The following is a 23,768-nucleotide window of genomic DNA, read 5'->3' on the forward strand; positions in this document are numbered from 1 at the left end:
GAAAGACGTGTGAGAATTAAAGAAGTGATTGTAGTTGAAGGTCGAGATGATACAGCGAGAATCCGGCAGGCCGTCGATGCAGATACGATCGAAACGAACGGCTCAGCTATTGATGAAGAAGTATTGAAGCGCATTTCTCATGCCCAGCAAAAACGCGGCGTGATTATTTTTACAGATCCGGATTCTCCAGGAGAGCGCATCAGGCACATCGTTACTGAACATGTGCCTGGCTGTAAACATGCGTTTCTGCCAAAAGAATCAGCAAGAGCCAAGAGAAATAAAGGGATTGGTGTGGAGCACTCCTCTCTAGAGGACATTAAACAAGCTTTATCCAGTGTATACGAGCTGACCGAATCGACATATAACAGCATTACAAAGGAAGAATTGTTGTCTTACGGGCTGATAGGAGGGGCTATGGCCAAACAGCGCAGAGAGAAGCTGGGACTTGCTCTGAAAATAGGCAAAACGAACGGCAAACAGCTGCTCAAGCGGTTGAATATGTTTCAAATCACCCAAAAGCAGTTAGAAGAAGCGATGGACCAAATCGTTCAGGAGGAAGAAAATGAAAAGTAAAGCGGTAGCTACACCGAAACGAACAAAGGAAATACTAGAGACCTACGGATTTTCTTTTAAGAAAAGCTTAGGTCAGAACTTTTTGATTGATGTCAATATACTTAGAAACATCATAGAACATGCAGGGATTAATGAGGAAGCGGCCGCAATTGAAATCGGGCCGGGCATCGGCGCTTTGACTGAGCAGTTAGCCCAGCATGCCGACCGTGTAGTGGCATTTGAAATCGATCAGCGTCTTGTCCCGATATTGGATGAAACTCTCCAGGACTACAGCAATGTCACCATTATCAATGAGGATATTTTACAAGCTGATGTGGAAAATGTCATCGCTGAACATTTTAAGGAAGGGCAGCCGATCCGTGTCGTTGCCAACCTTCCATACTATATTACGACTCCAATATTGATGAAGCTGTTGATGGACCGCCTTCCAGTGGACAGCATTACGGTTATGATTCAGAAGGAAGTGGCTGAACGTATGGCGGCCAAGCCTAATTCTAAGAGCTATGGTTCTTTATCAATCGCCGTTCAATATTATACAGAGGCTGCTGTCGTCATGAATGTTCCAAAGACAGTCTTTATGCCTCAGCCCAATGTAGATTCTTCGGTACTTCATTTGGAAATGCGGAAACAACCGCCCGTTCAAGTCGATGATGAGGAATTTTTCTTTAATTTAGTGCAGGCTACGTTCGGCCAGCGCAGAAAAACCTTGATGAATAACTTAGCCCGTCACTTTAAAGGTTCGCTGGAAAAAGAAGAGATTCGAACGAAGCTTGAAGCGGCAGAAATAGACCCTAAGCGCAGAGGGGAATCTTTATCCATGCAGGAGTTCGCCACACTCGCTCATCATTTTTATCAAAAGCTGTATTAAATTTCTGTGTTGATATCCTAGGGTCCTCAGTTTCGAGATATCGTGTGAACTTAGGGGCTGCAGGAAACGGTTCGCTTTCCGGGGTCTCACCTGTCCCGCTGATCCCACAGGAGTCTCACCGTTTCCCTCCGCCCCCACCATCTAATAAGTATCTCGAAACCACTTTTACTTTTAACTTGGGTTCCGTGTAGAAAATCTTACTGTAAGGAGCTCTCGGATGTAAAGGGAACACAAAGAACGTAGTGATTTGTTGTTGACTTATCGTACAGACGTAAAAGCCACTGACACTGGAGTTAGATAGCACTTATTTTGTTTACCGGAAGGCGGCAGCCTGAGGAAGCTCACTGCCCTCCCGCGGAAAGCGACCCCATTCCTAAAACCACCTTCCACTCAATTAAGTAGACGGAACAGCCAAAAGGTATTGAAGCAGAGTCTTCCACTAATGGTCTACCCGTAGCTCTAACTACCAAGACATAATCCGCATCTTCTTGCTCAACGCCTCCTGTCTATTGAAGGAGACCAACTATTCCCTGAGTATATCCCTCCACTCAACCACATTTCCATTTTCAAATTCGAAAAATAAGCGAACCAATGATTTTTTTAGCTTCTTCACAAGTAACAGGTGAGAAATTCCCACATAGACTACTGTAGTGCTTGTTGTGAGGTGGGATGCTAGTGTTAACACATGGAGACTTAGTTACAAGAACATCATATAATCATGACGTTTTATTCCGAGTTAAATCTATAGAGGGCTCCTTGGTAAAATTAATCGGTGAACACGTCCGTCTTGAAGCGGATGCCCCTCTGGAAGATTTAAATAAAGTGTCCGGTTCTGAATATCTTGAAAGAAAAACACATATAAATAAACAAGAGGCTTGTTCATACCGCTTATTCCGCCAGGATTACCGACTGCTTAAAGAGAAACGAGAGGTAGAGGCTGGAGGCAGTTACCAGGATTCGGATGAGAAATCTAATTATTTTCAAATATCACCGAGGATACTCCATATTGACGGTGATCCTTTGTTTTTGAAAAAATGCGTCCAGTTGTATGAACAGTTAGGTTTACAGGTGCACGGACAATACATTCAAGAGAAAAACATGCCGCTCGAAGTGGTGGCACTCGTTCAAAAAATTCAGCCTGAAATTGTAGTGCTGACCGGACATGATGCATACTCGAAATCGAAAGGTTCCACCAAGGATCTAGAGTCCTATCGTCATTCGCGCTATTTTGTTGAGGCTGTAAGGAATTTAAGACAGCACTATCCTCATTTTGACCAATTGGTTATATTCGCCGGAGCCTGCCAGTCTCATTTCGAGTCCCTCATTAAGGCAGGAGCCAACTTTGCAAGCTCACCCGCACGAGTGAACATCCACGCCATCGATCCAGTTTACGTGGCCGCCAGGATAGCTTATACGTCGTTTATGGACCATATTAATATATGGGATGTTGTCCGCAATACGATCAGTGGAGAAAAGGGGCTGGGCGGTTTACAGACGCGAGGATTATTAAGAATCGGAATGCCATACTCCGAGGATGTCGAAAATTAGCGTCTAATTGTTGATTATAGAGGGGCTTATCAAGTTTTGTCTGCTGATAAATGCGAATAAGTAAAAAATCTAAAATAACCTCTAATCTATGAGTTATTATATTGACATTGATTTTGCCCTACTGGTATAATTAAATATTTTATTTGACTTTGACCGAGAATGATGATATTATAATCATTAGTGAGGTGGAGTATAGTGGCTAAAACGTTAGTAGAAATCAAACAATCCCTTGAGGGACAGATTGGCAAACGTTTAACATTAAAGGCAAACGGCGGACGCCGTAAGACCATTGAACGTTCAGGTGTGCTTGCTGAGACATATCCAGCTGTTTTTATTGTTGAATTAGACCAAGAAGAAAATGCTTTCGAACGTGTATCATATAGTTATGCAGATGTACTCACAGAGACAGTCGAATTAAGTTTCGACGACCTATCAACAATGGCTATGGAGCAGTAGACCCCTTAGGGTTGCTGCTTTTTTTATTTTACATAAAATTTATCGCTTCCCCCGCTGGTCAAAGTTACTAAAGCTTCCTGCAGTTGCCGGAATGAAATGCGCTCTCTGTTTCATACTAAGCATGTCGTAGCTAAGTGGTGGCGAAAGGAGCTGAAGGCGATGGGGCGCAGAAGTATCATGTCCGATTCGTTTAAAGAAGAAATCGCAAAAGAACTTGGGTTTTACGACAAAGTGCAGAAAGACGGCTGGGGCGGTATTACAACCCGTGAGGCTGGAAACATGGTTAAGCGTGCAATCCAGATGGCTGAAGAGCAGATGCTCAAAGACCGGCAATAAGTAAGGTGTACCTCCCCGTATGATTTACCATGCGGGGAGGATTTTTCGTTTGAAGTTACTGAAACGACCGCTTTCCCGTCTGTATAAGTTCTCCATATGCATGCTTTTTATGGTACAATGCTTGGAGGGATTATGAGGAAAGGAGGTGTAGATGTGGTTGTTTTAGAGAAGGCACCGGCCAAAATTAATTTGTCTCTTGATGTTTTACATAAACGCAATGATGGATTTCATGAGGTGGAAATGGTGATGACTACTGTCGATCTTGCCGACCGCATTGAATTGAAGTTATTGCCGTACGACAAAATTAAAGTGGAGTCAGAAAGCAGGTTCGTTCCGAATGATGAACGGAATCTTGCTTACCGCGCGGCGAAACTAATGAAGGACCATTTTAAAATTAAAAAAGGCGTAAGAATCTTCATTGAGAAGAACATTCCTGTAGCTGCCGGCCTTGCTGGAGGGAGCAGTGATGCCGCTGCTGTACTTCGAGGAGTCAATAAGCTTTGGAAGATTGGAGCAAGCTTAGATGAACTGGCTGAACTGGGAGCAAAAATAGGTTCGGATGTTTCTTTTTGTGTCTATGGAGGAACCGCTCTGGCTAAAGGACGCGGTGAGCAGATATTGGAATTGCCGGCTCCACCTCCATGCTGGGTAGTGCTGGCTAAGCCTGCTATCGGCGTTTCCACTCAGACGGTCTATCAAAAGCTGAACATTAAGCAGGCGGAGCATCCGGATACACAGTCGATGATCGCGGCATTAAAAGAACAAAGCTTTGAGAAGATTTGTGCCCAAGTAGGTAATACGCTGGAAGGTGTAACTACAAGAATCCACCCTGAAGTCAATCAAATTAAAGAAAAAATGCAGCAGGCAGGAGCTGATGCCGTTCTCATGAGCGGAAGCGGGCCGACGGTTTTTGCGCTAGTCGCTCAGGACGGACGGGTACAGCGAATATATAACAGCTTGAAAGGTTTTTGTCCGGAGGTCTATATCGTCAGAATGCTGGGAAGTCGAGAAAACACTTGATAAAATCCGTACAAATCTGATATATTTATTAGTAATATTCGGATTTTGAGGTGTCTTTCCATGAAAAGAAGTGAACGACTAGTTGCCATGACGCATTATGTGTTAGATCGGCCTCGTGAATTAATTTCTCTGCCTTTTTTATCAGATAAATATGAAGCGGCTAAATCTTCTGTAAGCGAAGATTTAGGGATCATCAACAAAATGTTCCGGCATGAAGGAATCGGTTATTTAGAAACGGTATCTGGAGCTGCAGGCGGTGTGAAGTACATTCCTACCTTTTCCCGTGAGTATAGTGAACAATTCGTCAAAGAATTATGTGGGCGTTTAGAGGATCCTGACCGTCTTCTGCCTGGAGGTTACCTGTTTATGAGTGATCTCCTCGGTGAACCTGATACGATCCGGAACATCGGGCGTCTGTTAGCTTCATCGTTTGCAGGTAAGGAAATTGATGCTGTGATGACAGTAGCCACAAAAGGTATACCGCTTGCCTATGCAGTGGCATCTTATTTAAACGTGCCTGTTGTCATCGTCCGACGTGATCCTAAAGTAACAGAAGGATCCACTGTCAGTATTAATTACGTATCCGGCTCTACAAGGAAAATTCAAACGATGGTGCTGACGAAACGCTCCTTATCGGAAGGGTCCAGAGTTTGCATCATTGATGATTTCATGAAAGCAGGCGGGACTATTAATGGAATGAAGAGTCTGCTGAAGGAATTCAATGCCGAGTTAGCCGGCATTGGAGTGTTAGCTGAAGCGGAAGATGAAGAAGAGGATCGTATCGTAGACGATCATGTTTCCCTGGTGCAGATCATGAATGTCGATGATCGCCAGTCTAAAATTGAGGTGCATCCTGGAAACTTTCTAGATCGATTATCATAAAAGAATAAAAGGAACGGCAAATAAGGCCTCTACTAGCTAATGTAGTGGTCTTGTTTTTATATGTATAAAGTCACGGTAAATTAGAAAAAAATAGATTTTTTATTTTTTTTGGAAAACAGGCAGGAATTTCTAGGAATTTGTGGAATTGTTTTATTAAGTTCTTTTTGGGAAAAGGTGGTGAACTTAATGGAAGTAACTGACGTAAGACTGCGACGCGTAAATACCGAAGGAAGAATGCGAGCAATTGCTTCTATTACCTTGGATCAGGAGTTTGTTGTCCATGACATTAGGGTGATTGACGGCAATAATGGTTTATTTGTAGCCATGCCAAGCAAACGGACACCTGACGGGGAATTCCGTGACATCGCGCACCCGATCAATTCGGGAACGCGTGGGAAGATTCAAGATGCTGTTCTTGAAGAATACCATAATGTCGGTGAAGCTGAATCAGAAGTCGAATACGAAGAAGCTGGAGCATCGTAATAGGTGCGTTCGAAAGGAAGTCTGACCTTCAAGGGGGGGTCTGGCTTCTTTTTTTTTGCGGTTGGCAAAATACTGTTGACATGAAAAGGGTGTCTGTTGAAATTAAGCGGATTTTAAGATATTATTCATAATGGATAAATAGGATGGAGGTTGCGTCATGACCGAAAAATATGCTGTGGTATTAGCTGCAGGACAAGGCACTCGAATGAAGTCTAAATTATATAAAGTTCTGCACCCTGTTTGCGGGAAACCAATGGTTCAACATGTGGTGGATCAATTAAATAAATTAGAGTTGAATGAATTAATTACCGTGGTAGGGTTCGGAGCTGAAAAAGTCCAGGATCAGCTGGGAGAAGATAGTCACTACGTGGTCCAGAAAGAACAGCTGGGAACCGGGCATGCTGTTCAGCAAGCGGACGACATTTTGGCTGAACGAGAAGGGATCACGGTCGTAGCATGCGGAGATACCCCTTTACTGACCGAGGAGACCTTGCAGAATATGATGGATCATCATATTGAAACGGAAGCTAAGGCCACGATCTTAACGGCTCATGCTGAAGATCCTTCAGGGTATGGGCGTGTAATCCGAGGTGGCAATGGTCAGGTAGAGCGTATCGTTGAACAAAAGGACGCCTCTAAAGAGGAGCAGGCTGTACAAGAAATTAATACGGGAACGTACTGCTTCGATAATAAATATTTATTTGAATCGTTAAAAAATGTTTCAAATGATAACGTTCAAGGAGAATATTACCTGCCTGACGTCATAGAAATCCTGAAGAACCAGGGAGAAGTGATCAGCGCTTATCAAACACCCGATTTTTCAGAATCTCTAGGGGTTAACGACAGAGTCGCTCTATCTAAAGCAGAAAAATTAATGAAGCAGCGGATTAATGAACAACATATGCGTAACGGAGTTTCACTCGTGGATCCGGACAACACGTACATCGGTCCTGATGTAACGATCGGACAGGACGTTACGATCTATCCAGGATCAATCCTGGATGGAAGCACGGTTGTTGAAAATGATGCAGTCATCGGTCCGCATTCCACAATTGAAAACTGCCATATCGGAGCTGAAACAAATGTGAAGCAAAGTGTGGCGACTGACAGCCGCATCGGCGCTCGTGTGCAAGTTGGACCATTTGCCCACATCCGCCCTGATTCATCATTAGGCAATGATGTGAAAATCGGTAATTTTGTAGAAGTGAAAAAAGCTGAATTCGGTGACGGAAGTAAAGCTTCCCACTTAAGCTACATCGGAGATGCTCATGTCGGCAGCGGTGTGAACGTAGGTTGTGGTACAATTACAGTGAATTACGATGGCAAGAATAAATTTCTGACGACAATCGAAGACGATGCGTTCATCGGGTGTAATTCTAACTTGATAGCTCCTGTAACGGTCGGAAAAGGTGCTTACGTAGCAGCTGGATCGACGATCAACAAAGATGTACCTGCTGAGGCGCTGTCTATCGCCCGGGCTCGTCAAACGAATAAAGAAGGCTACGCAAACAAAATCCAATCGAATAAAAAAGACTAACGGAGGGTTCAAATCCATGGCAACTGGATACAAGGATTCAGCTTTAAAAGTGTTCTCACTCAATTCAAACCCTGAACTTGCAAGAGAAATTGCTGAGAATATCGGGACAGAACTAGGGAAGTGTACGGTTACAAGCTTCAGTGATGGCGAAATTCAAATTAACATAGATGAAAGTATCCGCGGATGTGACGTGTATGTCGTTCAATCTACTTGTGCCCCCGTCAATCAGCACTTAATGGAATTGCTGATTATGATTGATGCTTTAAAACGAGCATCTGCTCGTACGATCAATATCGTCATGCCTTATTACGGCTATGCGAGACAGGATCGTAAAGCTCGGGCGAGAGAACCGATTACTGCGAAACTGATTGCTAATTTACTTGAAACTGCCGGAGCGTCCCGAGTCATTATGTTGGATCTTCATGCACCGCAAATACAAGGGTTTTTCGATATGCCGATCGATCACCTTGTAGGTGTACCTATTCTCTCTGACTATTTTAAATCCAAGAATTTCGAGGATGTTGTCATCGTTTCACCTGACCATGGCGGGGTAACTAGAGCGAGAAAAATGGCTGATCGGTTAAAAGCTCCAATCGCCATCATCGACAAACGACGGCCTAAACCGAACGTTGCTGAAGTCATGAATATTGTAGGTAATATAGAAGGCAAAACGGCTATTATGATTGATGATATTATCGACACAGCGGGCACGATTACACTTGCGGCTAATGCCTTAGTAGAAAACGGTGCTAAAAACGTGTATGCTTGTTGTACACACCCTGTTCTCTCAGGACCCGCCCTTGAACGTATTGATAACTCGAAAATCAAAGAGCTGGTTGTTACGAACACCATTCCGTTAGGTGAAGAGAAAAATATTGATAAGATCACTCAGTTATCTGTAGCACCGCTGATCAGTGAAGCGATTATTAGAGTTCACGAACGTCAATCCGTAAGCATTTTATTTGATTAAAATGAATTATTGTAATGAAAAATGTTTAACTTCTGCTAGAAAAGGGAACCTGAATATAATGAATGGTTAATTAACTGGAGGAGATTATTTTGGCAATTACATTAAAAGCAAATCAAAGAAAAGACTTAAAACAATCAGTGACACGTGAATTGCGACAAGAAGGTAATGTTCCGAGTGTCGTATATGGTAAAGATAAAGAACCAATTAATGTAGCTGTAAATAGTATTGAACTTTTAAAGACTGTACGTGATGAAGGTAAAAACGCAATTATCTCACTCGATATTAAAGGCGGATCCACCGTGGACGTCATGCTTCATGAATATCAAGTAGATCCTTTAAAGGACGAGCTGATCCACGCGGACTTTTACATCGTCAACATGTCTGAAGAGATGGACGTAGAAGTACCAGTCCGTTTAGATGGCGAAGCACCGGGCGCTAAAGAAGACGGTGTCGTGCAGCAGCCATTATATGAGCTTGCTGTCCGTGCGAAGCCTGCTGACATTCCAGAGGAAATTCTCGTTGATATTTCCGAGTTGAATATCGGAGACAGCATCATGGTTGGCGATCTTAAAGAAGGACGCAACTATGAGATTACGGAAGACGAGAATACGACGATCGTATCTGTAACTCCACCAGAAGAAATGCCTGAAGAGCCAGATACTGAAAATGCCGACGCTGAACCAGAAGTCATCGGCGAGGACAAAGATGAAGATGATGAGTCTCAAGAAGATGAAGCTAAAGAAGAAAGTGAAAATAAATAATCTTTCTTAATAAGAAAATAGGGCGTAGCCGTCGGTTACGTCCTATTTTTAGGCTGTAAAAACTCTAAAAAGCATACAGTACAAGACATATTTCTTACCATACATTTGATATAATAATACGTATCAAGAATGACGCAGATAAAGGAAGATCTCACATGAAGTGTATAGTTGGGCTCGGGAACCCCGGAAAAAAATATGAAAAGACCCGTCACAATGTAGGTTTCATGATTATCGATGAATTAGCGAAACAAAACCATTGGACAGTGTCGCAAGAGAAGTTTAAGGGATTATTTACGATAGAACATGTAAATGGTGAGAAAATTCTTTTGCTAAAGCCACAGACTTACATGAATCTGTCCGGTGATTCTCTTCGTATGTTCATGGATTATTATGACATAGATGAAGAAGACGTACTGGTCATTTACGATGACTTGGATCTGCCTCCAGGGAAAATCCGTCTTCGTCAAAAAGGCGGCCATGGCGGTCATAATGGCATCCGAAGCATCATTGACCAACTAGGAACAAAAGAATTCAAACGGCTTCGTGTAGGGGTAGGACGAGCTTCTGTCCCGATGTCAGTGGTCGATTATGTGCTCGGCACGTTTGATAAAGATCAACAGGGGCCTGTATCAGAAGCGGTCACACAATCGGTGAAAGCATGCGAAAGCTGGATGGAGAGGCCTTTTAATGAAGTCATGAATGAATTCAATGCGAATTGAAAATCGTATAAGCAGCACCATGGCCGGCAACAATAGATACATGTACTTCTATAAAGGAGAGTGTATCTATGAATATCCACTATATATGCCGGCATTGTCAGCGCCAAGTTGGAAAATTAGATCGTGAACGGGTCGAAATTTCTGAGCTTGGCTTAGAGTGTTTGACCGAGGATGACCATAAAGAGATGGTTACGTATGATCGTGAAGGGAATATGAATATCCGAACGATTTGCGATTCATGTGAACGGTCTCTTCAACAAAATCCTCACTATCATGAGTTGGATTTTTTTATTCATTAAACCTGGAGGCTCCTCTTTAAGAGCTCTCACGGTTATGGAGGAGTTTGTTATGCAAGGAATAAAAAATTATTTATATCCGCAAGACGATATAAAATCGGTAGTTGATGGTTTTGAAGCGGGGATGCAGGAACAAATGATTGCCGGGCTTTCGGGAGCATCCAGAAGCTTGATGATTTCGCTTTTGAAAGAATCTTTAAACCGTCCTGTCATCATTATTACTCACCAGCTTATACAAGCTCAGCAGATTTACGATGATATGACAGAACTGGCTGACAGCGACCAGGTACACCTTTATCCCGTCAATGAGCTGATTGCTTCAGAAATAGCGGTAGCCAGTCCTGAGTTGCGCAGTCAGCGTATCGAGGCACTCTCGCAGTGGCTTAATCAGAAGTCAGGGATCCTGATTGCTCCAGTGTCAGCACTGAAACGGATTATGCCGCCTAAGGCTTATTGGGAGCACAACATGCTCCCTTTTCGTGTTGGAGAAGAAATCGATGTTGATCTTTACCTCAATCGTTTCGTAAGCATGGGGTATGAACGAGTAGATATGGTGTCGAGCCCTGGAGAATTCTCTGTTCGAGGAGGCATTATTGACGCGTATCCTCTTACTGCAGAATATCCTTACCGTATTGAACTATTCGATACCGAAGTGGACTCGATTCGTTCATTCGATTCGGAATCGCAGCGATCTCATTCAAAATTTGACTTCGTACAAGTCGGCCCAGCGACTGAACTATTATTAACGGACGAAGATTTCACAAGAGCTGCTCACAGGCTTGAGGAGGCACTCAGCCATTCCCTGCAAAAGCTTACGAAGAAAGAAGCGAAGGAAACACTTAATACTTATATCGAACATGACATCGATCAGTTGCATCACCGTGAACGTTTCCAGGAACTGTACAAATATATCGGGTATTTCTATGAAGAACCTGTCAGTTTACTAGACTACCTGCCGGACAATGGATTGATCGTCCTTGATGAAATGAGTCGTATTCAAGAAACAGCAGGCCGCCTTGATCAGGAAGAAGCCGAATGGTTTAACAGTCTGCTGGAAGTGAACCAGATGGTACGAGATTTACGTATCTCGTTTGATTGGCACGATACGTGGGAGAAGATGAAGCAGACGAAGCTTTACTTATCCGTGTTTATGCGCCACATTCCAAATACACAGCCGCAGAATATCGTTAATATTTCCAGCCGTCAAATGCAGCAATTCCACGGTCAAATGAATTTATTGAAAACAGAGATGGATCGGTGGATGAAGCAGGGATTCAGTGTGATCATCCTTGCTCCAGATGATTCGAGAGCGGATAAGATACAATCTGTACTTCAGGATTATCAGATGGAAGCCGTAGTCGCAAAAAAATCACCGGCACTGCCCGTCAATATCCCGACCATTATTAAAGGGAACATTAGCAGTGGATTTGAATGGCCAATGCACAAGTTAGCTGTACTTACAGAAAACGAATTGTTCAAAAAACGGACGGCGAAGCCAAAACGCAGGCAGAAGATGACAAATGCCGAGCGTATCAAAAATTATCAAGAGCTGAAAGTGGGCGACTATGTCGTTCACGCTAACCACGGGATTGGTAAATACATCGGTATTGAGACGCTGAAAGTGGGCGACAGCCATAAAGATTTCTTAATGGTGAAGTACTCAGGCAACGACAAGCTTTTTGTCCCGATCGATCAAATCGATTTAATTCAAAAGTATGTCGGTTCAGAAGGCAAGGAGCCGAAAGTTTATAAGCTGGGCGGCAGTGAGTGGACGAAGGTGAAAAGCCGCGTCCAATCCTCCGTTGAAGATATAGCTGACGATTTAATTCAGCTCTATGCAGATAGAGAAGCGTCCAAAGGCCACGCTTTCTCAGAAGATGGAGAAATGCAGCGTGATTTTGAAACGGCGTTCCCATATGAAGAAACGGAAGACCAGATTCGTTGTATTGATGAAATCAAAGAGGATATGCAAAGAATTCGACCGATGGATCGTCTTCTATGCGGAGATGTAGGCTATGGAAAAACAGAAGTGGCGATTCGTGCAGCCTTTAAAGCTGTTGAAAACGGAAAGCAGGTAGCCATCCTTGTTCCGACAACGATATTAGCGCAGCAGCATTTCGAAACGATGCAGGAGAGATTTCAGGATTTCGGTGTCAATATTGGCTTGCTCAGTCGTTTCAGGACGAAAAAACAACAGAAGGAAACGACGGACCGTTTAAGAAAAGGTCTTCTCGACATCGTTGTCGGCACCCACCGCATTTTATCAAAAGATATAAAATTCAAGGACTTAGGGTTGTTAGTAGTCGATGAAGAACAGCGCTTTGGAGTGAAGCATAAAGAAAAAATTAAACAGTTGAAATCGAATGTAGATGTATTGACCTTGACTGCGACTCCTATACCGCGGACTCTTCATATGTCGATGCTTGGAGTGCGTGACTTATCAGTCATTGAAACACCACCTGAGAACCGCTTCCCTATCCAGACGTATGTGCTGGAGTACAATCCTGTTTTCATGCGCGAAGCGGTAGAAAGAGAAATGGCGAGAGATGGACAAGTCTTTTTCTTGTTCAACCGTGTAGAGAATATTGAGCGTATGGCCCAGGAAATTTCAGCTCTTGTCCCAGAAGCGAGAGTGGCTTTCGCTCACGGCCAAATGAATGAGACCGAGCTTGAGAACGTGATGTTTTCCTTTTTAGAAGGGGAATTCGATGTACTGGTGAGTACAACGATCATTGAAACGGGTGTTGATATTCCGAATGTAAATACACTGATTGTATATGATGCCGACCGAATGGGACTCAGCCAGCTTTACCAGCTACGAGGTAGAGTAGGGAGATCCAACCGGGTGGCTTATGCCTATTTCACTTATCAAAAGGATAAAGTGCTGACTGAGGTTGCGGAAAAGCGGCTTCAAGCCATTAAAGAATTTACAGAACTCGGGTCCGGTTTTAAGATCGCAATGCGAGACTTATCCATCCGAGGCGCCGGCAACTTATTAGGGGCACAGCAGCACGGGTTCATTGACTCGGTCGGGTTCGACATGTACTCACAGATGCTTAAGGACGCTATCGAAGCGAAACGCCAAGGGAAAGAGCCAGAAGCCATACAGCCTTTCCAGCCAGAGCTTGATTTAAATATCGATGCTTATATTCCGGATGAGTATATCTCCGATGAAAAGCAGAAAATCGATATGTATAAACAGTTCCAGGCTATTGAATCGGTGGAAGACATTCATGACCTCCGGGATGAAATGATCGACCGCTTTGGCGATTATCCAGAGGAGGTCGAGAACTTATTCCGAGTCTCCTCCATTAAGCATTATGCGAAACGAGCTCGCATAGAGTCGATTTCTGAGAAAAAGAAAAAGATCGTCATGGTTATGGAAACGAGCCAAAGTCAGCAAATTGACGGAGCGAAGCTGTTTGAAGTAGCTAATGAATACGGCCGAATGATTCAGCTTGGAACGGAAGATAGTCAATTGAAAGTAACCGTTGCCTGGGATCGAAGTTCTGCAGTTAAACGGTATGAAGTCATAGAAGAATTTTTAGAACGTTTGCCGCAGTTGACCCGTGAGGCAACAAGCGCTTAAATGTCGGACGCCCTCCATAATGGCATGGAGGGCGTTTTTAATTGGACTTGTAAAGATTTTAGTTTAAAAGCTCCTGCCCATTCCTTACTTTTCTTTAGTTTATATTTTTATGCATAGGTTTTTTCTGGTGTATCATACTATATTTATCACTTATAAATTTTTGGTGTAGGTTGAACAGCATCAGGATAGATGGAGAACCTTGGAATGGGAGGAAGTGTTAGAATGAAAGCAACTGGTATTGTACGTCGTATTGATGATTTGGGACGGGTTGTCATACCTAAAGAGATTCGCCGCACGTTACGGATCAGAGAAGGGGACCCGTTGGAAATTTTCGTAGACCGTGAAGGAGAAGTAATTTTGAAGAAATATTCTCCGATCAGCGAGCTGGGTGATTTCGCCAAAGAATACGCGGAGGCTCTGCACGATTCTTTAAAAGTTCCTGTACTTATTTGCGACCGTGATGAGTTTATCGCTGTAGCTGGTGAATCCAAGAAGTCTTATATGAATCGTCAAATTGGAAGTATTATTGAGCAAGTGTTGGACAAAAGAACCGTTCAATCTGAAAAACATCCCCAGCCGGTGGAGATTGTCAGAGATTTAGAAGAGGACGTTATTTCTTATATTATACATCCTATCATTGCTCAAGGAGATCCAATTGGCTGTGTAGCTGTCTTTAATAAAGAAGGCTCGCCGATTGACGAAGGTTCCGAAAAAGCAGTCCATACCGCCGCTAACTTTTTAGCGAAGCAGATGGAGTAGAGTGTAAGCCAGGTCTACCAAGAGACCTGGCTTATTTTGTGCTATAATGGGGACACTTCAAATGCTAGTCAGAAAGGGAAAACTATGGATCATACTCACTCGTCACATCGGTTAATCAAAGGTGCATTCCTGCTCACTTTATCAGGCTTGATCGGTAAAGTTTTAAGTGCGGGCTATCGCATACCTTTACAAAATATCGCCGGTGACATCGGATTCTACATTTATCAGCAAGTCTACCCGATTTTGGGCATGGCGATGATGCTTGCTCTTTATGGATTTCCGGTCGCCATTTCAAAACTCGTTTCCGAGTTAAAGGACCAGGGGGTTACACTGACGCTTCGTTCTTTTTACATACCAGCTTTTACTTGGCTGCTTGGCATTTGCGGATCCATCTTTTTGTTCGGATTCACTCAGGCTCACCATCTTGCTCGGGTCATGGGGGATGAAGCACTGACTCCTTCTTTGCAGGCCGCTTTTTTTGTATTTCTGCTGCTGCCCGTCACCTCCTTAATCCGCGGAGTATTCCAGGGGCAGGGCCGAATGGAACCTACAGCTGTTTCCCAGGTGGCCGAACAATTGGTTCGAGTGGTCATGATCATTGGTACAGCCCTCTATGTAACCCGGATAGGAGATATATATCAAATTGGCGTCGGCGGAGCTTTATCTTCAATTCTAGGCACGATTACGGCTTCCGTTGTTTTGTTGGTCTTATGGCGGCGACATTCAAAATTTGAACAAGGGACGGCCCCTTTGCCCGCTATTTCGTTTTCAAAAACGATCTTTTTTTATGGGTTGTTTATCTGTTTGAACTATATGCTGTTGCTCCTCATTCAGCTCGTCGATTCGCTGACGATTGTCCCCCAATTAGTAGAAGTCGGTTACATACCGGAGGAGGCGAAAGGAACAAAGGGAGTGTTTGACCGTGGCCAGCCGCTCATCCAGCTTGGCACAGTGCTGGCATCCTCACTTGCCCTGGCGCTTGTGCCTTCTGTTACAAGGAAACGCAAAGACAAAAACCCGGACCAGGTCCACCAGTATATTTTTGGAGCAGTCAAGTACAGCTTTTTGATAGCTGTTGGAGCAGCTGCCGGGCTTATCACCCTTTTCCCTCTCGTCAATGAGCTGTTTTTTCAAAATACAGACGGAACAGGATACTTACGTATATTAATGAGTGTTATCTTTTTCAGCTCTCTGGCAATAACGATGTCTTCTGTCCTTCAAGGATTAGAAAAGGTGGTGCATACCGCCTTCGTTATCATTGGGGCAGTAGTCATGAAATACCTCTTAAACGTGTGGTGGGTAGGGGAGTTTGGAATGTACGGTGCTGCGGCAGCATCTGTTGCAGCTGTCGCGTTCGTCGTGCTTTGTCACGTTCTTTTGCTTCACACCGACTTTTCGCTGAAAGAGTGGGCACGTCTTCCGTGGTTTGCAACTATAGGAGCAGCTGGGAGCATGGCAGCTGTCCTGCTCGTAATCGAAGCGCTGAGAGCGGAAATAGACGGTCGGCTTGCTTTACTCGTTTATGCACTGGTTATCATAGCGCTTGGAGCGGCAATCTATCTTATTCTTCTCATCCGCTTAGGGGCACTACAACAAAAGGAACTAGAGCCGCTCCCTTTTGGAGACTGGCTCGTTAAATTATTACCGGGAGGAAGGAATGTATGAATATTATTAAAATTTACGGTCTTGGAGCTGGGGATCTTGATCAGCTTTCTTTGGGTGTATATAAGGAATTAACTTCACAATCGGGTGTCATATACGCGCGGACATTGGATCACCCCGTGATTTCGGAATTGCAAAATGAGGGACTGACCTTTGAGAGCTTTGATGAAACGTATGAGGCATTCGATCAGTTTGACGATGTGTATAAAGCAATTGTCACGGGTCTTGTGACAGCTGCAAACGATCAGGATGTAACGTACGTTGTGCCAGGGCACCCTATGCTTGCCGAACGAACAGTCCAGTTATTGCTCGACCGTGAAGATGTGAATGTAGAGATAAAAGGTGGGCAAAGTTATTTGGATGATTTGTTCAATTCGCTGCACATCGATCCGATTGAAGGGTTCCAATTCATAGACGCGACTTCGTTTGAAAGAAGTGAGCTGCAGCTTCGGAACCATCTCGTATTTTGTCAGGTATATGATGCGATGATGGCTTCGGAGGTAAAGCTTGTCCTGTTAGAGGATTTACCGGCTGATTATGAAGTGACGATCGTCTCGGCTGCAGGGAGCAAGGAGGAGAAACTGGTGACGGTGCCTTTAGAAGAACTGGATCGTGCCGTAGACTTGAATAACTTGACGAGTGTCTACATCCCTCCTGCTGAAAAGGGGCAGCTCAACCACCAATTTTTCCGTCTAAGGGAAGTGATCCGGGATCTGCGTGGTCCTGGCGGCTGTCCATGGGATCAAAAACAAACACATGAATCTCTTAGGAAGTACTTAATAGAAGAGGCCTATGAGTTTATCGATGCTGTTCATCGCAAAGATGATGACCATATGGTGGAAGAGCTTGGGGATGTGCTTCTTCAAGTCATGCTCCACAGTCAAATCGGGGAAGATGACGGATTCTTCTCAGTGGATGATGTGATTCAGTCGGTTACGGATAAAATGATCCGCCGTCATCCTCACGTCTTCGGTGACGTTCACGTTGAAGATTCGGATGATGTCTTGAGTAACTGGGATGACATTAAAAAACGGGAAAAAGGAGGAGCTCCAAATTCACTATTGGATGGGGTTCCTGCCAGCTTTCCTGCACTGCTCCAGGCTGAAGATTTACAAAAGAAAGCAGCTAAAGTAGGATTTGACTGGGACGACGTCGAATTAGTATTAGCAAAGGTCGAAGAAGAATGGCAGGAATTTTTAGAAGCGAAAAAGAATCAGGATACAGAAGAAATGGAAAAAGAGTTTGGAGACTGGTTATTTGCAATTGCCAACGCAGCCCGTCATTATAAAATTAACGGGGAAACTGCCCTGCAGCGAACGAATCAGAAATTCAGAGATCGATTCTCTTCGATGGAAACTCAGGCTTCCAAGGTGGATCGTGACTTGGCTGACTATTCTTTAGAAGAGCTGGAGCAATTATGGGTCCATGCTAAACAGGAGAAGGAGGACAATAAAGAATGAGATTGGATAAATTCTTGAAAATATCCCGTTTGATCAAGCGTCGCACGTTAGCAAAAGAAGTGGCGGATCAAGGAAGAATTAACATCAATGGTACACCGAGTAAAGCAGCAACAAAGGTGGCTGTGGGTGATGTTCTGACAATACAATTCGGGCAGAAGATTTTGACTATTGAAGTGAAGTCGTTAAGAGAAAACGTGAAAAAAGATGAGGCTGCCACTTTGTACGAAATCAAGAAGGAAGAGCCTGTTAATAAATAATTGGAAAACCACTGCTTGGTAAAGTAGTGGTTTTCGTTCTATTCGGGCTTCTTTTTTCATAGCTTGTACTAGAGAAGGAGGCTGTGAAAATGGATAGTTTCGATAAGAATATAAATGGCCGCAGTCATAGTCAGAATAACCAACCTGAACATAATATGAGAATATTGAATCGAAAAACTCTGGAAATTACAGGAGTAAAAGAAGTGGACAGCTTCGATAGTGAGGAATTTCTACTGCAGACGAGTATGGGGTATCTAGTCATCCGCGGCGAAAACCTGCAAATGAAAAATTTAAATGTGGACGACGGTGAAGTGTCCATTAAAGGCCGTGTGTTTGAGATGACGTATTTGGACGAAAACCACGGGGAGAAGGCTAAAGGGTTGTTTAGCAAGCTGTTCAAATGACGCTGACGACTCAATTTATGACCATGATTTCGATGATAGCGGGTGGAATATATATAGGAATGGCCGCAGATACATTCGAGCGTCTGTTTTATAAACGCAACAAAAAAAGTTGGCTTGAGTTTGTCTGGCAGTCTGCCTTTTGGATCACTCAGGCTGCTTTTCTTTTTTATATATTATATAAGGTCAACTACGGGGAAATGAGAGTTTATATAGCTGTCGCCCTGCTTTGTGGATATGCGGCTTATCGTGCTCTGCTTCAAGAGCTTTACCATAGGTGGCTGGAGTTTTGGATCCGCGTCATCCTCCAAATATTACGCTTTATGAAGCGACTATTTAATGTGCTTGTCGTTTGGCCTCTAACGGCAGTGGTGGTTTTATCGAAAAATGTTCTTTTTTTAGTTTATCGAGTTCTTTATAAGGGTATATTTATAGTGTTTATTGTCGTTTGGTCTCCTTTTTTGTTCATTTTTCGTATCGTTTGGAGGCTATTACCGATAAATACGAAAAATTTCTTACACAAAATAGGAGGATTTTACGTTACAATAAAGAATATAATCAAGAATTGGACAGACAGCAAGAAAGAATAGTGGATTTGCCTGAGCTGCAAACGATTAAAAAGGGGGCCTAACGCCAATGGCAGACAAATCATCGGTAACTCGCATGGATTCTACATACATGAAAAATTACGATGCACACCTGGAACGTCATGCGAAGAAAAAGAAACGTTTGGTACGTCGGATTATGCTATTTTGCCTTTTAATTGCAATTGTTGCAGGTTCAATGGCCGTGTACCATTTTCAACAGCGCTCTTTACATGCAGAAAAAGTCGAAGAGTACAAACAATTGCAGACTGAGATGGATACACTAGTTAAAGAAGAAAAGAATTTGAAAGAGGAGATCGAGCTGCTCAATAATGAAGATTATGTGCTGCAGATTGCGCGATCGAATTATTTCTTCTCAAAAGATGGAGAAATCATATTTAAAATGCCAAATGAGGACCCTTCGTATTGACACCCTTTTCAAAGCATATATATAATAGGTAAGAAGGATATTTTTATCGAATTCTAAGGAGGAGCATTTTTTTTATGTCAATTGAAGTAGGCAGCAAGCTACAGGGTAAGGTAACTGGTATCACTAATTTCGGAGCATTTGTTGAGCTCCCGGACGGCAAGACAGGTCTCGTTCACATTAGTGAAGTTGCCGACAACTATGTCAAAGATATTAATGAACACCTAAGCCAAGGCGACGAGGTAGAGGTCAAAGTCATTAATGTTGGAGATGATGGAAAAATTGGTTTATCCATCAAAAAAGCAAAAGAAAATTATGGTCGTCGTACTGCGCCTAAGAAACCTCGCAAACCTGTTGAGTCATTCGAACAGAAGATGAACAACTTTCTTAAGGACAGCGAAGACCGCCTTGCATCACTGAAAAAGCAGACTGAGACCAAACGTGGAGGTCGAGGTGCTAAAAGAGGATAGCTTGCTGTCTAGGACAATGAGTAAAAGATGCGCGTTTATATAGAAACAGACCTGCTTAAATAGCGGGTCTGTTTTTTTATAAGGACGGGAGGCTGAGGATGTCGTCTATTTTATTGTTTTTATTAGCTGGATTAGCTGAAATTGGAGGGGGCTATCTCATTTGGCTGTGGCTGCGAGATGAAAAGCCTTTTTATTTAGGTATATCAGGTGCTCTCCTGTTAACTGCGTATGGAATCATAGCGACATTTCAAACCTTTCCTACGTTTGGACGGGTGTATGCTGCTTACGGTGGCGTTTTTATTATATTGTCTGTGCTTTGGGGATGGGGTATAGATAGGGAAACGCCTGATTTTTATGACTGGCTAGGAGCTGTGATTTGCTTGGTGGGCGTTTCTGTCATGCTTTGGGGTCCACGAGGGTAGGGATTCGTTACGTTATAAAACTATGGGATGGTTGGGAAAGGAGGCCAGCCGGGAAAGTGATCCATTCCTAAGACCCAATTTTTTTAAGCAAAAATAACAAAACTAATCTTTTTGACAAGGGAACATATATAAAACTCAGGGATTTAACAAAGAAATACATACAAAAAAACAGGGCGGTTCCAAAAGTCATTTTTAGACTTTTGGAACCGCCCTGTTTTTTGTGAGTGACCCGTACGGGATTCGAACCCGTGATACCGCCGTGAAAGGGCGGTGTCTTAACCACTTGACCAACGGGCCTAGTATGTAATTTTAGGCTTGTCTTATGCGTGTCGCATCTGTCGAAGCCATGAAGCACTTAAATATCCGGCATCAGGGGCTAGATACTCGCGATATAAGTCTGTCACTTCCATGTTCCAAAGTTCAGGAACATTGCAGCGCCTGTCTTATACGTTTCGTATCTGACCAAGCCCCTTCAGCACTTAAATATAGTAGCGGCGGAGGGGATCGAACCCCCGACCTCACGGGTATGAACCGTACGCTCTAGCCAGCTGAGCTACACCGCCATGTGGTTTGCCTTTTAGGCACAAGATTTATAGTACACTATGAAAAAAAACCTGTCAACAATAAAAAATATTGTGTGGTTACTCTGTTAATTTCGATAGGGTATTTTTGGATATTTTGGTTGAGTGACGTAGTGGGTGGGGGTGAATTTGTAGAATCTGATTCACAATGTAGGAAATTGATCGAAGTTTTTGTTGTTCTTCTTCTGTTGTTTTGACAAAATGATTCGCTTTCGTATGGTTTAATGAGTTTACTAATAAAGGAGTGATGAAGATTATGTTGGGGACTGTAATGAAACGAGCAAACAGACAGGCTATGTGGAGAGAAATTTCGTTTAATCGAGGAATAGAGAAAATGGCTTTAAACGCGTTTACGTTTTTAGCGAATAAAGGTGTCTTTCATATGGCTCTTAGTTTATTACTTGGACGAGCTGTGATTTTATCATCTATGGCTCCGTTTGGTGTTGCGTTCCTGGCTGTGATCTGGTGGTTCAAACGTCCGCTGATGATTCCGGCTACGGTGATGATGGCTGTGGGGGCATCCACATATAGCTATGGGCACGCTGGGTTTATCGCGGGGGCCGCCGTTTCGATTCTACTATTAAGTGGATTATTGAACCGGTTGAATCAGCCTCAGAAATGGCTGCCGGTGATGGCGGCTGTTGCGAGTATGATTCCGAGAACGGTTAGCCTGGCTTTTTTAGATCGCTGGCAGTTATACGAGCTTTTCCTGCTCGCAGCCGAGGGGACCCTCACCTTTATCCTTGTTCTCATATTTATGCAGAGTTTACCGCTTTTATCACCGCAACGTTATCATCCTACATTAAAAAATGAAGAGATTGTTTGTTTTATTATATTGTTAGCCTCCGTTTTGACGGGGATGATCGGTTTTGAAATTCAAGGTGTAGCCATGGTGGATGTTTTTGCTCGATATCTTGTCGTCTTACTTGCCTATATTGCGGGAGCGGCGATCGGGTCGACGGTGGGGGTGGTCACCGGCCTGGTTTTAAGCTTGTCCCAAGTTGAACATCTTTATCAGATGAGTTTGCTGGCCTTTTCCGGTTTACTGGGAGGATTATTAAGAGAGGGCAATAAACTTGGGGTGAGCGCTGGACTTTTTGTAAGTACCATTTTAATGGGGGTGTACACAGGAGGGAGTATGTCGGCATCATTGACGGCATCTCTTTTTGCTATCATTCTGTTCTTTTTGACGCCGGATCGCTGGGTGAAGAGGCTGTCGCGCTTCGTGCCTGGGACGGATGAACATGGTCAGGAGCAGCAGAAGTATTTACAAAAGGTTAGAGACGTTACGGCGGTGCGTGTAGGGAAATTTTCAGATGTGTTCGAAGCGCTGGCTAAAAGTTTCCATCATAATGGTTTGAGCAAACAGGAGGAAGATAATACGCAGGAGGTGGATTATTTTCTAAGCCATGTCACCGAAAAAACGTGCCAGGCTTGTTTTAGAAAGGAGAAGTGCTGGATTAACCAGTTTGATGAAACTCATAATTTAATGACAGATTTGATGGAAGACATTGATCAAAAGGGGGATGTCGGTAGAGTTATGCGTAATAGCCTGGATCAGTACTGCGTAAAATCCCAAAAAGTGGTGGATACGATGAAGCAGGAACTTTCATTCTATCATGCGAATAAACAGCTGAAGCAGCAAGTCCAGGAAAGTCGTCGCTTCGTCGCACAGCAGCTCCATGGTGTTTCTGAAGTTATGAATAATTTTGCAAAGGAGATTGTGAAGGAGCGGGAACACCACGAACAAAAGGAAAGAATCATTCATGAAGCATTAGAGAGGCTTGGTATAAACGTGGCCAAGCTTGAAATATATACGCTTGATACGGGGAATATCGATTTGGAAGTAGTAATCGAGATTGATCAATATAGAGGGGAAGGAGAAAAATTAATAGCACCGCTATTATCTGATATTTTACAAGAAACCATTGTTGTGACGATGGAGGATATTTCACCTTATCCAAATGGACGCTGTCTCATGACATTTGGTTCGGCCAAACATTATACGATTGAATCCGGGGTGGCTCATGCTGCCAAAGGAGGAGGATTTATTTCAGGGGACAGTTACACGATGATGGAACTGGGGCGCGGGAAATACGCCCTGGCAATCAGTGACGGAATGGGCAACGGCGCACGTGCTCATGAGGAAAGTGTAGAGACTCTGCGTTTATTGAAGCAGATTCTGCAATCGGGCATTCAGGAGTCCGTCGCTATTCAATCGATAAATTCGATTCTGGCGTTACGGAGCAACGATGAAATTTTTTCAACGTTAGATTTGGCTATCGTAGATCTTCACTTTGCCACGTCTAAGTTTATAAAAATAGGGAGTACCCCAAGCTTCATTAAGCGAGGGGATCAAATATATTCAGTGGAATCGAGTAATTTGCCAATGGGCATCATCGAGGATGTAGATGTTGATACAACGAGTGAACAGCTCAAAGCCGGCGATCTCCTCATTATGGTCAGTGACGGTATACTAGAAGGGCCGAGACACGTAGAAAACGTGGAAATGTGGATTAAGAGAAAAATCCGCGAAATTGATGTGGATGATCCCCAATTAATGGCGGATATATTATTGGATGAAGTCATCCGTACAAAATCAGGTGACATCCATGATGACATGACCGTACTCGTGGCTCGCATCGATCATTATATGCCCGAATGGTCAGCCATCCCGTTTCTAAAAAAACAAAACCTCGCTTAAGGT

At 43.5% G+C, this 23,768-nt stretch carries 24 protein-coding genes and 2 tRNA genes; 24 read left to right on the plus strand and 2 right to left on the minus strand.

Going from position 1 to position 23,768, the window contains the following annotated elements; translation table 11 throughout:
* Positions 1–9 precede the first annotated feature (9 nt).
* The 23 genes from rnmV to LF817_RS12295 all read left to right on the plus strand — a co-directional run bounded on the left by rnmV (position 10) and on the right by LF817_RS12295 (position 20,480).
* Positions 10–573: a ribonuclease M5 gene (rnmV, locus tag LF817_RS12185; protein WP_253936099.1), complete on the plus strand. Its 564-nt coding sequence runs from the start codon at positions 10–12 to the stop codon at positions 571–573.
* Positions 563–1,441: a 16S rRNA (adenine(1518)-N(6)/adenine(1519)-N(6))-dimethyltransferase RsmA gene (rsmA, locus tag LF817_RS12190; protein WP_253936100.1), complete on the plus strand. Its 879-nt coding sequence runs from the start codon at positions 563–565 to the stop codon at positions 1,439–1,441. Before rnmV ends, rsmA begins: the two co-directional genes overlap by 11 nt.
* Before the next feature lie 669 nt (positions 1,442–2,110).
* Positions 2,111–2,989 carry a sporulation peptidase YabG gene (gene yabG, locus LF817_RS12195; RefSeq protein ID WP_253936101.1) on the plus strand — a complete coding sequence of 293 codons (879 nt, stop codon included), beginning with the start codon at positions 2,111–2,113 and terminating at the stop codon, positions 2,987–2,989.
* 195 nt (positions 2,990–3,184) lie between these two features.
* Positions 3,185–3,445, plus strand: coding sequence for a biofilm formation stimulator Veg (gene veg / locus LF817_RS12200; RefSeq protein WP_253936102.1), 261 nt, complete (start codon positions 3,185–3,187; stop codon positions 3,443–3,445).
* A 159-nt stretch (positions 3,446–3,604) separates the two neighbouring features.
* On the plus strand, positions 3,605–3,781 hold the full coding sequence (locus tag LF817_RS12205) for a small, acid-soluble spore protein, alpha/beta type (protein ID WP_253936103.1): 177 nt from the start codon (positions 3,605–3,607) through the stop codon (positions 3,779–3,781).
* 153 nt (positions 3,782–3,934) lie between these two features.
* A complete protein-coding gene (gene ispE, locus LF817_RS12210) occupies positions 3,935–4,801 on the plus strand; it encodes a 4-(cytidine 5'-diphospho)-2-C-methyl-D-erythritol kinase (protein WP_253936104.1) in 867 nt (288 codons plus the stop codon).
* A gap of 60 nt (positions 4,802–4,861) precedes the next feature.
* Complete coding sequence (gene purR, locus LF817_RS12215; RefSeq protein ID WP_253936105.1) at positions 4,862–5,683, plus strand: pur operon repressor; 822 nt, start codon at positions 4,862–4,864, stop codon at positions 5,681–5,683.
* A gap of 186 nt (positions 5,684–5,869) precedes the next feature.
* Positions 5,870–6,166 carry a septation regulator SpoVG gene (gene spoVG, locus LF817_RS12220; RefSeq protein WP_253936106.1) on the plus strand — a complete coding sequence of 99 codons (297 nt, stop codon included), beginning with the start codon at positions 5,870–5,872 and terminating at the stop codon, positions 6,164–6,166.
* Between the two features lie 157 nt (positions 6,167–6,323).
* On the plus strand, positions 6,324–7,703 hold the full coding sequence (gene glmU, locus LF817_RS12225; RefSeq protein WP_253936107.1) for a bifunctional UDP-N-acetylglucosamine diphosphorylase/glucosamine-1-phosphate N-acetyltransferase GlmU: 1,380 nt from the start codon (positions 6,324–6,326) through the stop codon (positions 7,701–7,703).
* 16 nt (positions 7,704–7,719) lie between these two features.
* Positions 7,720–8,673, plus strand: coding sequence for a ribose-phosphate diphosphokinase (locus LF817_RS12230; protein ID WP_253936108.1), 954 nt, complete (start codon positions 7,720–7,722; stop codon positions 8,671–8,673).
* Positions 8,674–8,762: 89 nt separating this feature from the next.
* Complete coding sequence (locus tag LF817_RS12235) at positions 8,763–9,434, plus strand: 50S ribosomal protein L25/general stress protein Ctc (protein WP_253936109.1); 672 nt, start codon at positions 8,763–8,765, stop codon at positions 9,432–9,434.
* A 155-nt stretch (positions 9,435–9,589) separates the two neighbouring features.
* Positions 9,590–10,153: an aminoacyl-tRNA hydrolase gene (gene pth, locus LF817_RS12240; protein ID WP_253936110.1), complete on the plus strand. Its 564-nt coding sequence runs from the start codon at positions 9,590–9,592 to the stop codon at positions 10,151–10,153.
* 68 nt (positions 10,154–10,221) lie between these two features.
* A complete protein-coding gene (gene fin / locus LF817_RS12245) occupies positions 10,222–10,452 on the plus strand; it encodes an anti-sigma-F factor Fin (RefSeq protein WP_253936111.1) in 231 nt (76 codons plus the stop codon).
* Between the two features lie 49 nt (positions 10,453–10,501).
* Entirely contained in the window at positions 10,502–14,038 is a 3,537-nt protein-coding gene (gene mfd, locus LF817_RS12250; protein WP_253936112.1) for a transcription-repair coupling factor, read from the plus strand.
* Between the two features lie 222 nt (positions 14,039–14,260).
* A complete protein-coding gene (gene spoVT, locus LF817_RS12255) occupies positions 14,261–14,797 on the plus strand; it encodes a stage V sporulation protein T (RefSeq protein WP_289217206.1) in 537 nt (178 codons plus the stop codon).
* A gap of 84 nt (positions 14,798–14,881) precedes the next feature.
* Complete coding sequence (locus LF817_RS12260; RefSeq protein ID WP_253936114.1) at positions 14,882–16,462, plus strand: putative polysaccharide biosynthesis protein; 1,581 nt, start codon at positions 14,882–14,884, stop codon at positions 16,460–16,462.
* The gene (gene yabN / locus LF817_RS12265) at positions 16,459–17,919 is read left to right on the plus strand and encodes a bifunctional methyltransferase/pyrophosphohydrolase YabN (RefSeq protein WP_253936115.1); all 1,461 of its coding nucleotides are present in this window, start codon (positions 16,459–16,461) and stop codon (positions 17,917–17,919) included. Before LF817_RS12260 ends, yabN begins: the two co-directional genes overlap by 4 nt.
* Positions 17,916–18,176: an RNA-binding S4 domain-containing protein gene (locus tag LF817_RS12270; RefSeq protein WP_253936116.1), complete on the plus strand. Its 261-nt coding sequence runs from the start codon at positions 17,916–17,918 to the stop codon at positions 18,174–18,176. The genes yabN and LF817_RS12270 overlap by 4 nt, the downstream gene beginning before the upstream one ends.
* 155 nt (positions 18,177–18,331) lie before the next feature.
* Positions 18,332–18,580: a sporulation protein YabP gene (yabP, locus tag LF817_RS12275; RefSeq protein WP_371925050.1), complete on the plus strand. Its 249-nt coding sequence runs from the start codon at positions 18,332–18,334 to the stop codon at positions 18,578–18,580.
* Complete coding sequence (yabQ, locus tag LF817_RS12280) at positions 18,577–19,167, plus strand: spore cortex biosynthesis protein YabQ (protein WP_253936118.1); 591 nt, start codon at positions 18,577–18,579, stop codon at positions 19,165–19,167. Before yabP ends, yabQ begins: the two co-directional genes overlap by 4 nt.
* A 46-nt stretch (positions 19,168–19,213) precedes the next feature.
* The gene (locus tag LF817_RS12285) at positions 19,214–19,591 is read left to right on the plus strand and encodes an FtsB family cell division protein (RefSeq protein WP_253936119.1); all 378 of its coding nucleotides are present in this window, start codon (positions 19,214–19,216) and stop codon (positions 19,589–19,591) included.
* Positions 19,592–19,665: 74 nt separating this feature from the next.
* Positions 19,666–20,058 carry a S1 domain-containing RNA-binding protein gene (locus LF817_RS12290; RefSeq protein WP_253936120.1) on the plus strand — a complete coding sequence of 131 codons (393 nt, stop codon included), beginning with the start codon at positions 19,666–19,668 and terminating at the stop codon, positions 20,056–20,058.
* Between the two features lie 98 nt (positions 20,059–20,156).
* Positions 20,157–20,480: a YnfA family protein gene (locus LF817_RS12295; protein WP_253936121.1), complete on the plus strand. Its 324-nt coding sequence runs from the start codon at positions 20,157–20,159 to the stop codon at positions 20,478–20,480.
* A 225-nt stretch (positions 20,481–20,705) separates the two neighbouring features.
* On the opposite strand, the gene LF817_RS12300 is transcribed toward LF817_RS12295, so the two are convergent.
* Both LF817_RS12300 and LF817_RS12305 read right to left on the minus strand, forming a co-directional pair.
* Positions 20,706–20,777 (minus strand) — tRNA-Glu (locus LF817_RS12300).
* A 192-nt stretch (positions 20,778–20,969) separates the two neighbouring features.
* Positions 20,970–21,043 (minus strand) — tRNA-Met (locus tag LF817_RS12305).
* A 274-nt stretch (positions 21,044–21,317) separates the two neighbouring features.
* On the opposite strand from LF817_RS12305, the gene spoIIE reads away from it, so the two are divergent.
* A complete protein-coding gene (spoIIE, locus tag LF817_RS12310; protein WP_253936122.1) occupies positions 21,318–23,765 on the plus strand; it encodes a stage II sporulation protein E in 2,448 nt (815 codons plus the stop codon).
* The last annotated feature ends 3 nt before the right edge of the window (positions 23,766–23,768 follow it).

It is taken from the genome of Halobacillus sp. A1 (assembly GCF_024189295.1).
Taxonomy (GTDB): domain Bacteria; phylum Bacillota; class Bacilli; order Bacillales; family Halobacillaceae; genus Halobacillus_A.

What these genes read in the sequence shown, in the direction of transcription:
- LF817_RS12205 (WP_253936103.1), top strand. Translation starts at nt 3,605, where the DNA reads ATGGGGCGCAGAAGTATCATGTCCGATTCGTTTAAAGAAGAAATCGCA.
- spoVG (WP_253936106.1), top strand. Translation starts at nt 5,870, where the DNA reads ATGGAAGTAACTGACGTAAGACTGCGACGCGTAAATACCGAAGGAAGA.
- pth (WP_253936110.1), top strand. Translation starts at nt 9,590, where the DNA reads ATGAAGTGTATAGTTGGGCTCGGGAACCCCGGAAAAAAATATGAAAAG.
- mfd (WP_253936112.1), top strand. Translation starts at nt 10,502, where the DNA reads ATGCAAGGAATAAAAAATTATTTATATCCGCAAGACGATATAAAATCG.
- fin (WP_253936111.1), top strand. Translation starts at nt 10,222, where the DNA reads ATGAATATCCACTATATATGCCGGCATTGTCAGCGCCAAGTTGGAAAA.
- LF817_RS12295 (WP_253936121.1), top strand. Translation starts at nt 20,157, where the DNA reads ATGTCGTCTATTTTATTGTTTTTATTAGCTGGATTAGCTGAAATTGGA.
- spoIIE (WP_253936122.1), top strand. Translation starts at nt 21,318, where the DNA reads ATGTTGGGGACTGTAATGAAACGAGCAAACAGACAGGCTATGTGGAGA.
- LF817_RS12290 (WP_253936120.1), top strand. Translation starts at nt 19,666, where the DNA reads ATGTCAATTGAAGTAGGCAGCAAGCTACAGGGTAAGGTAACTGGTATC.
- glmU (WP_253936107.1), top strand. Translation starts at nt 6,324, where the DNA reads ATGACCGAAAAATATGCTGTGGTATTAGCTGCAGGACAAGGCACTCGA.
- yabP (WP_371925050.1), top strand. Translation starts at nt 18,332, where the DNA reads ATGAGAATATTGAATCGAAAAACTCTGGAAATTACAGGAGTAAAAGAA.
- yabN (WP_253936115.1), top strand. Translation starts at nt 16,459, where the DNA reads ATGAATATTATTAAAATTTACGGTCTTGGAGCTGGGGATCTTGATCAG.
- LF817_RS12230 (WP_253936108.1), top strand. Translation starts at nt 7,720, where the DNA reads ATGGCAACTGGATACAAGGATTCAGCTTTAAAAGTGTTCTCACTCAAT.
- spoVT (WP_289217206.1), top strand. Translation starts at nt 14,261, where the DNA reads ATGAAAGCAACTGGTATTGTACGTCGTATTGATGATTTGGGACGGGTT.
- purR (WP_253936105.1), top strand. Translation starts at nt 4,862, where the DNA reads ATGAAAAGAAGTGAACGACTAGTTGCCATGACGCATTATGTGTTAGAT.
- yabQ (WP_253936118.1), top strand. Translation starts at nt 18,577, where the DNA reads ATGACGCTGACGACTCAATTTATGACCATGATTTCGATGATAGCGGGT.
- LF817_RS12260 (WP_253936114.1), top strand. Translation starts at nt 14,882, where the DNA reads ATGGATCATACTCACTCGTCACATCGGTTAATCAAAGGTGCATTCCTG.
- LF817_RS12270 (WP_253936116.1), top strand. Translation starts at nt 17,916, where the DNA reads ATGAGATTGGATAAATTCTTGAAAATATCCCGTTTGATCAAGCGTCGC.
- rsmA (WP_253936100.1), top strand. Translation starts at nt 563, where the DNA reads ATGAAAAGTAAAGCGGTAGCTACACCGAAACGAACAAAGGAAATACTA.
- yabG (WP_253936101.1), top strand. Translation starts at nt 2,111, where the DNA reads ATGCTAGTGTTAACACATGGAGACTTAGTTACAAGAACATCATATAAT.
- LF817_RS12285 (WP_253936119.1), top strand. Translation starts at nt 19,214, where the DNA reads ATGGCAGACAAATCATCGGTAACTCGCATGGATTCTACATACATGAAA.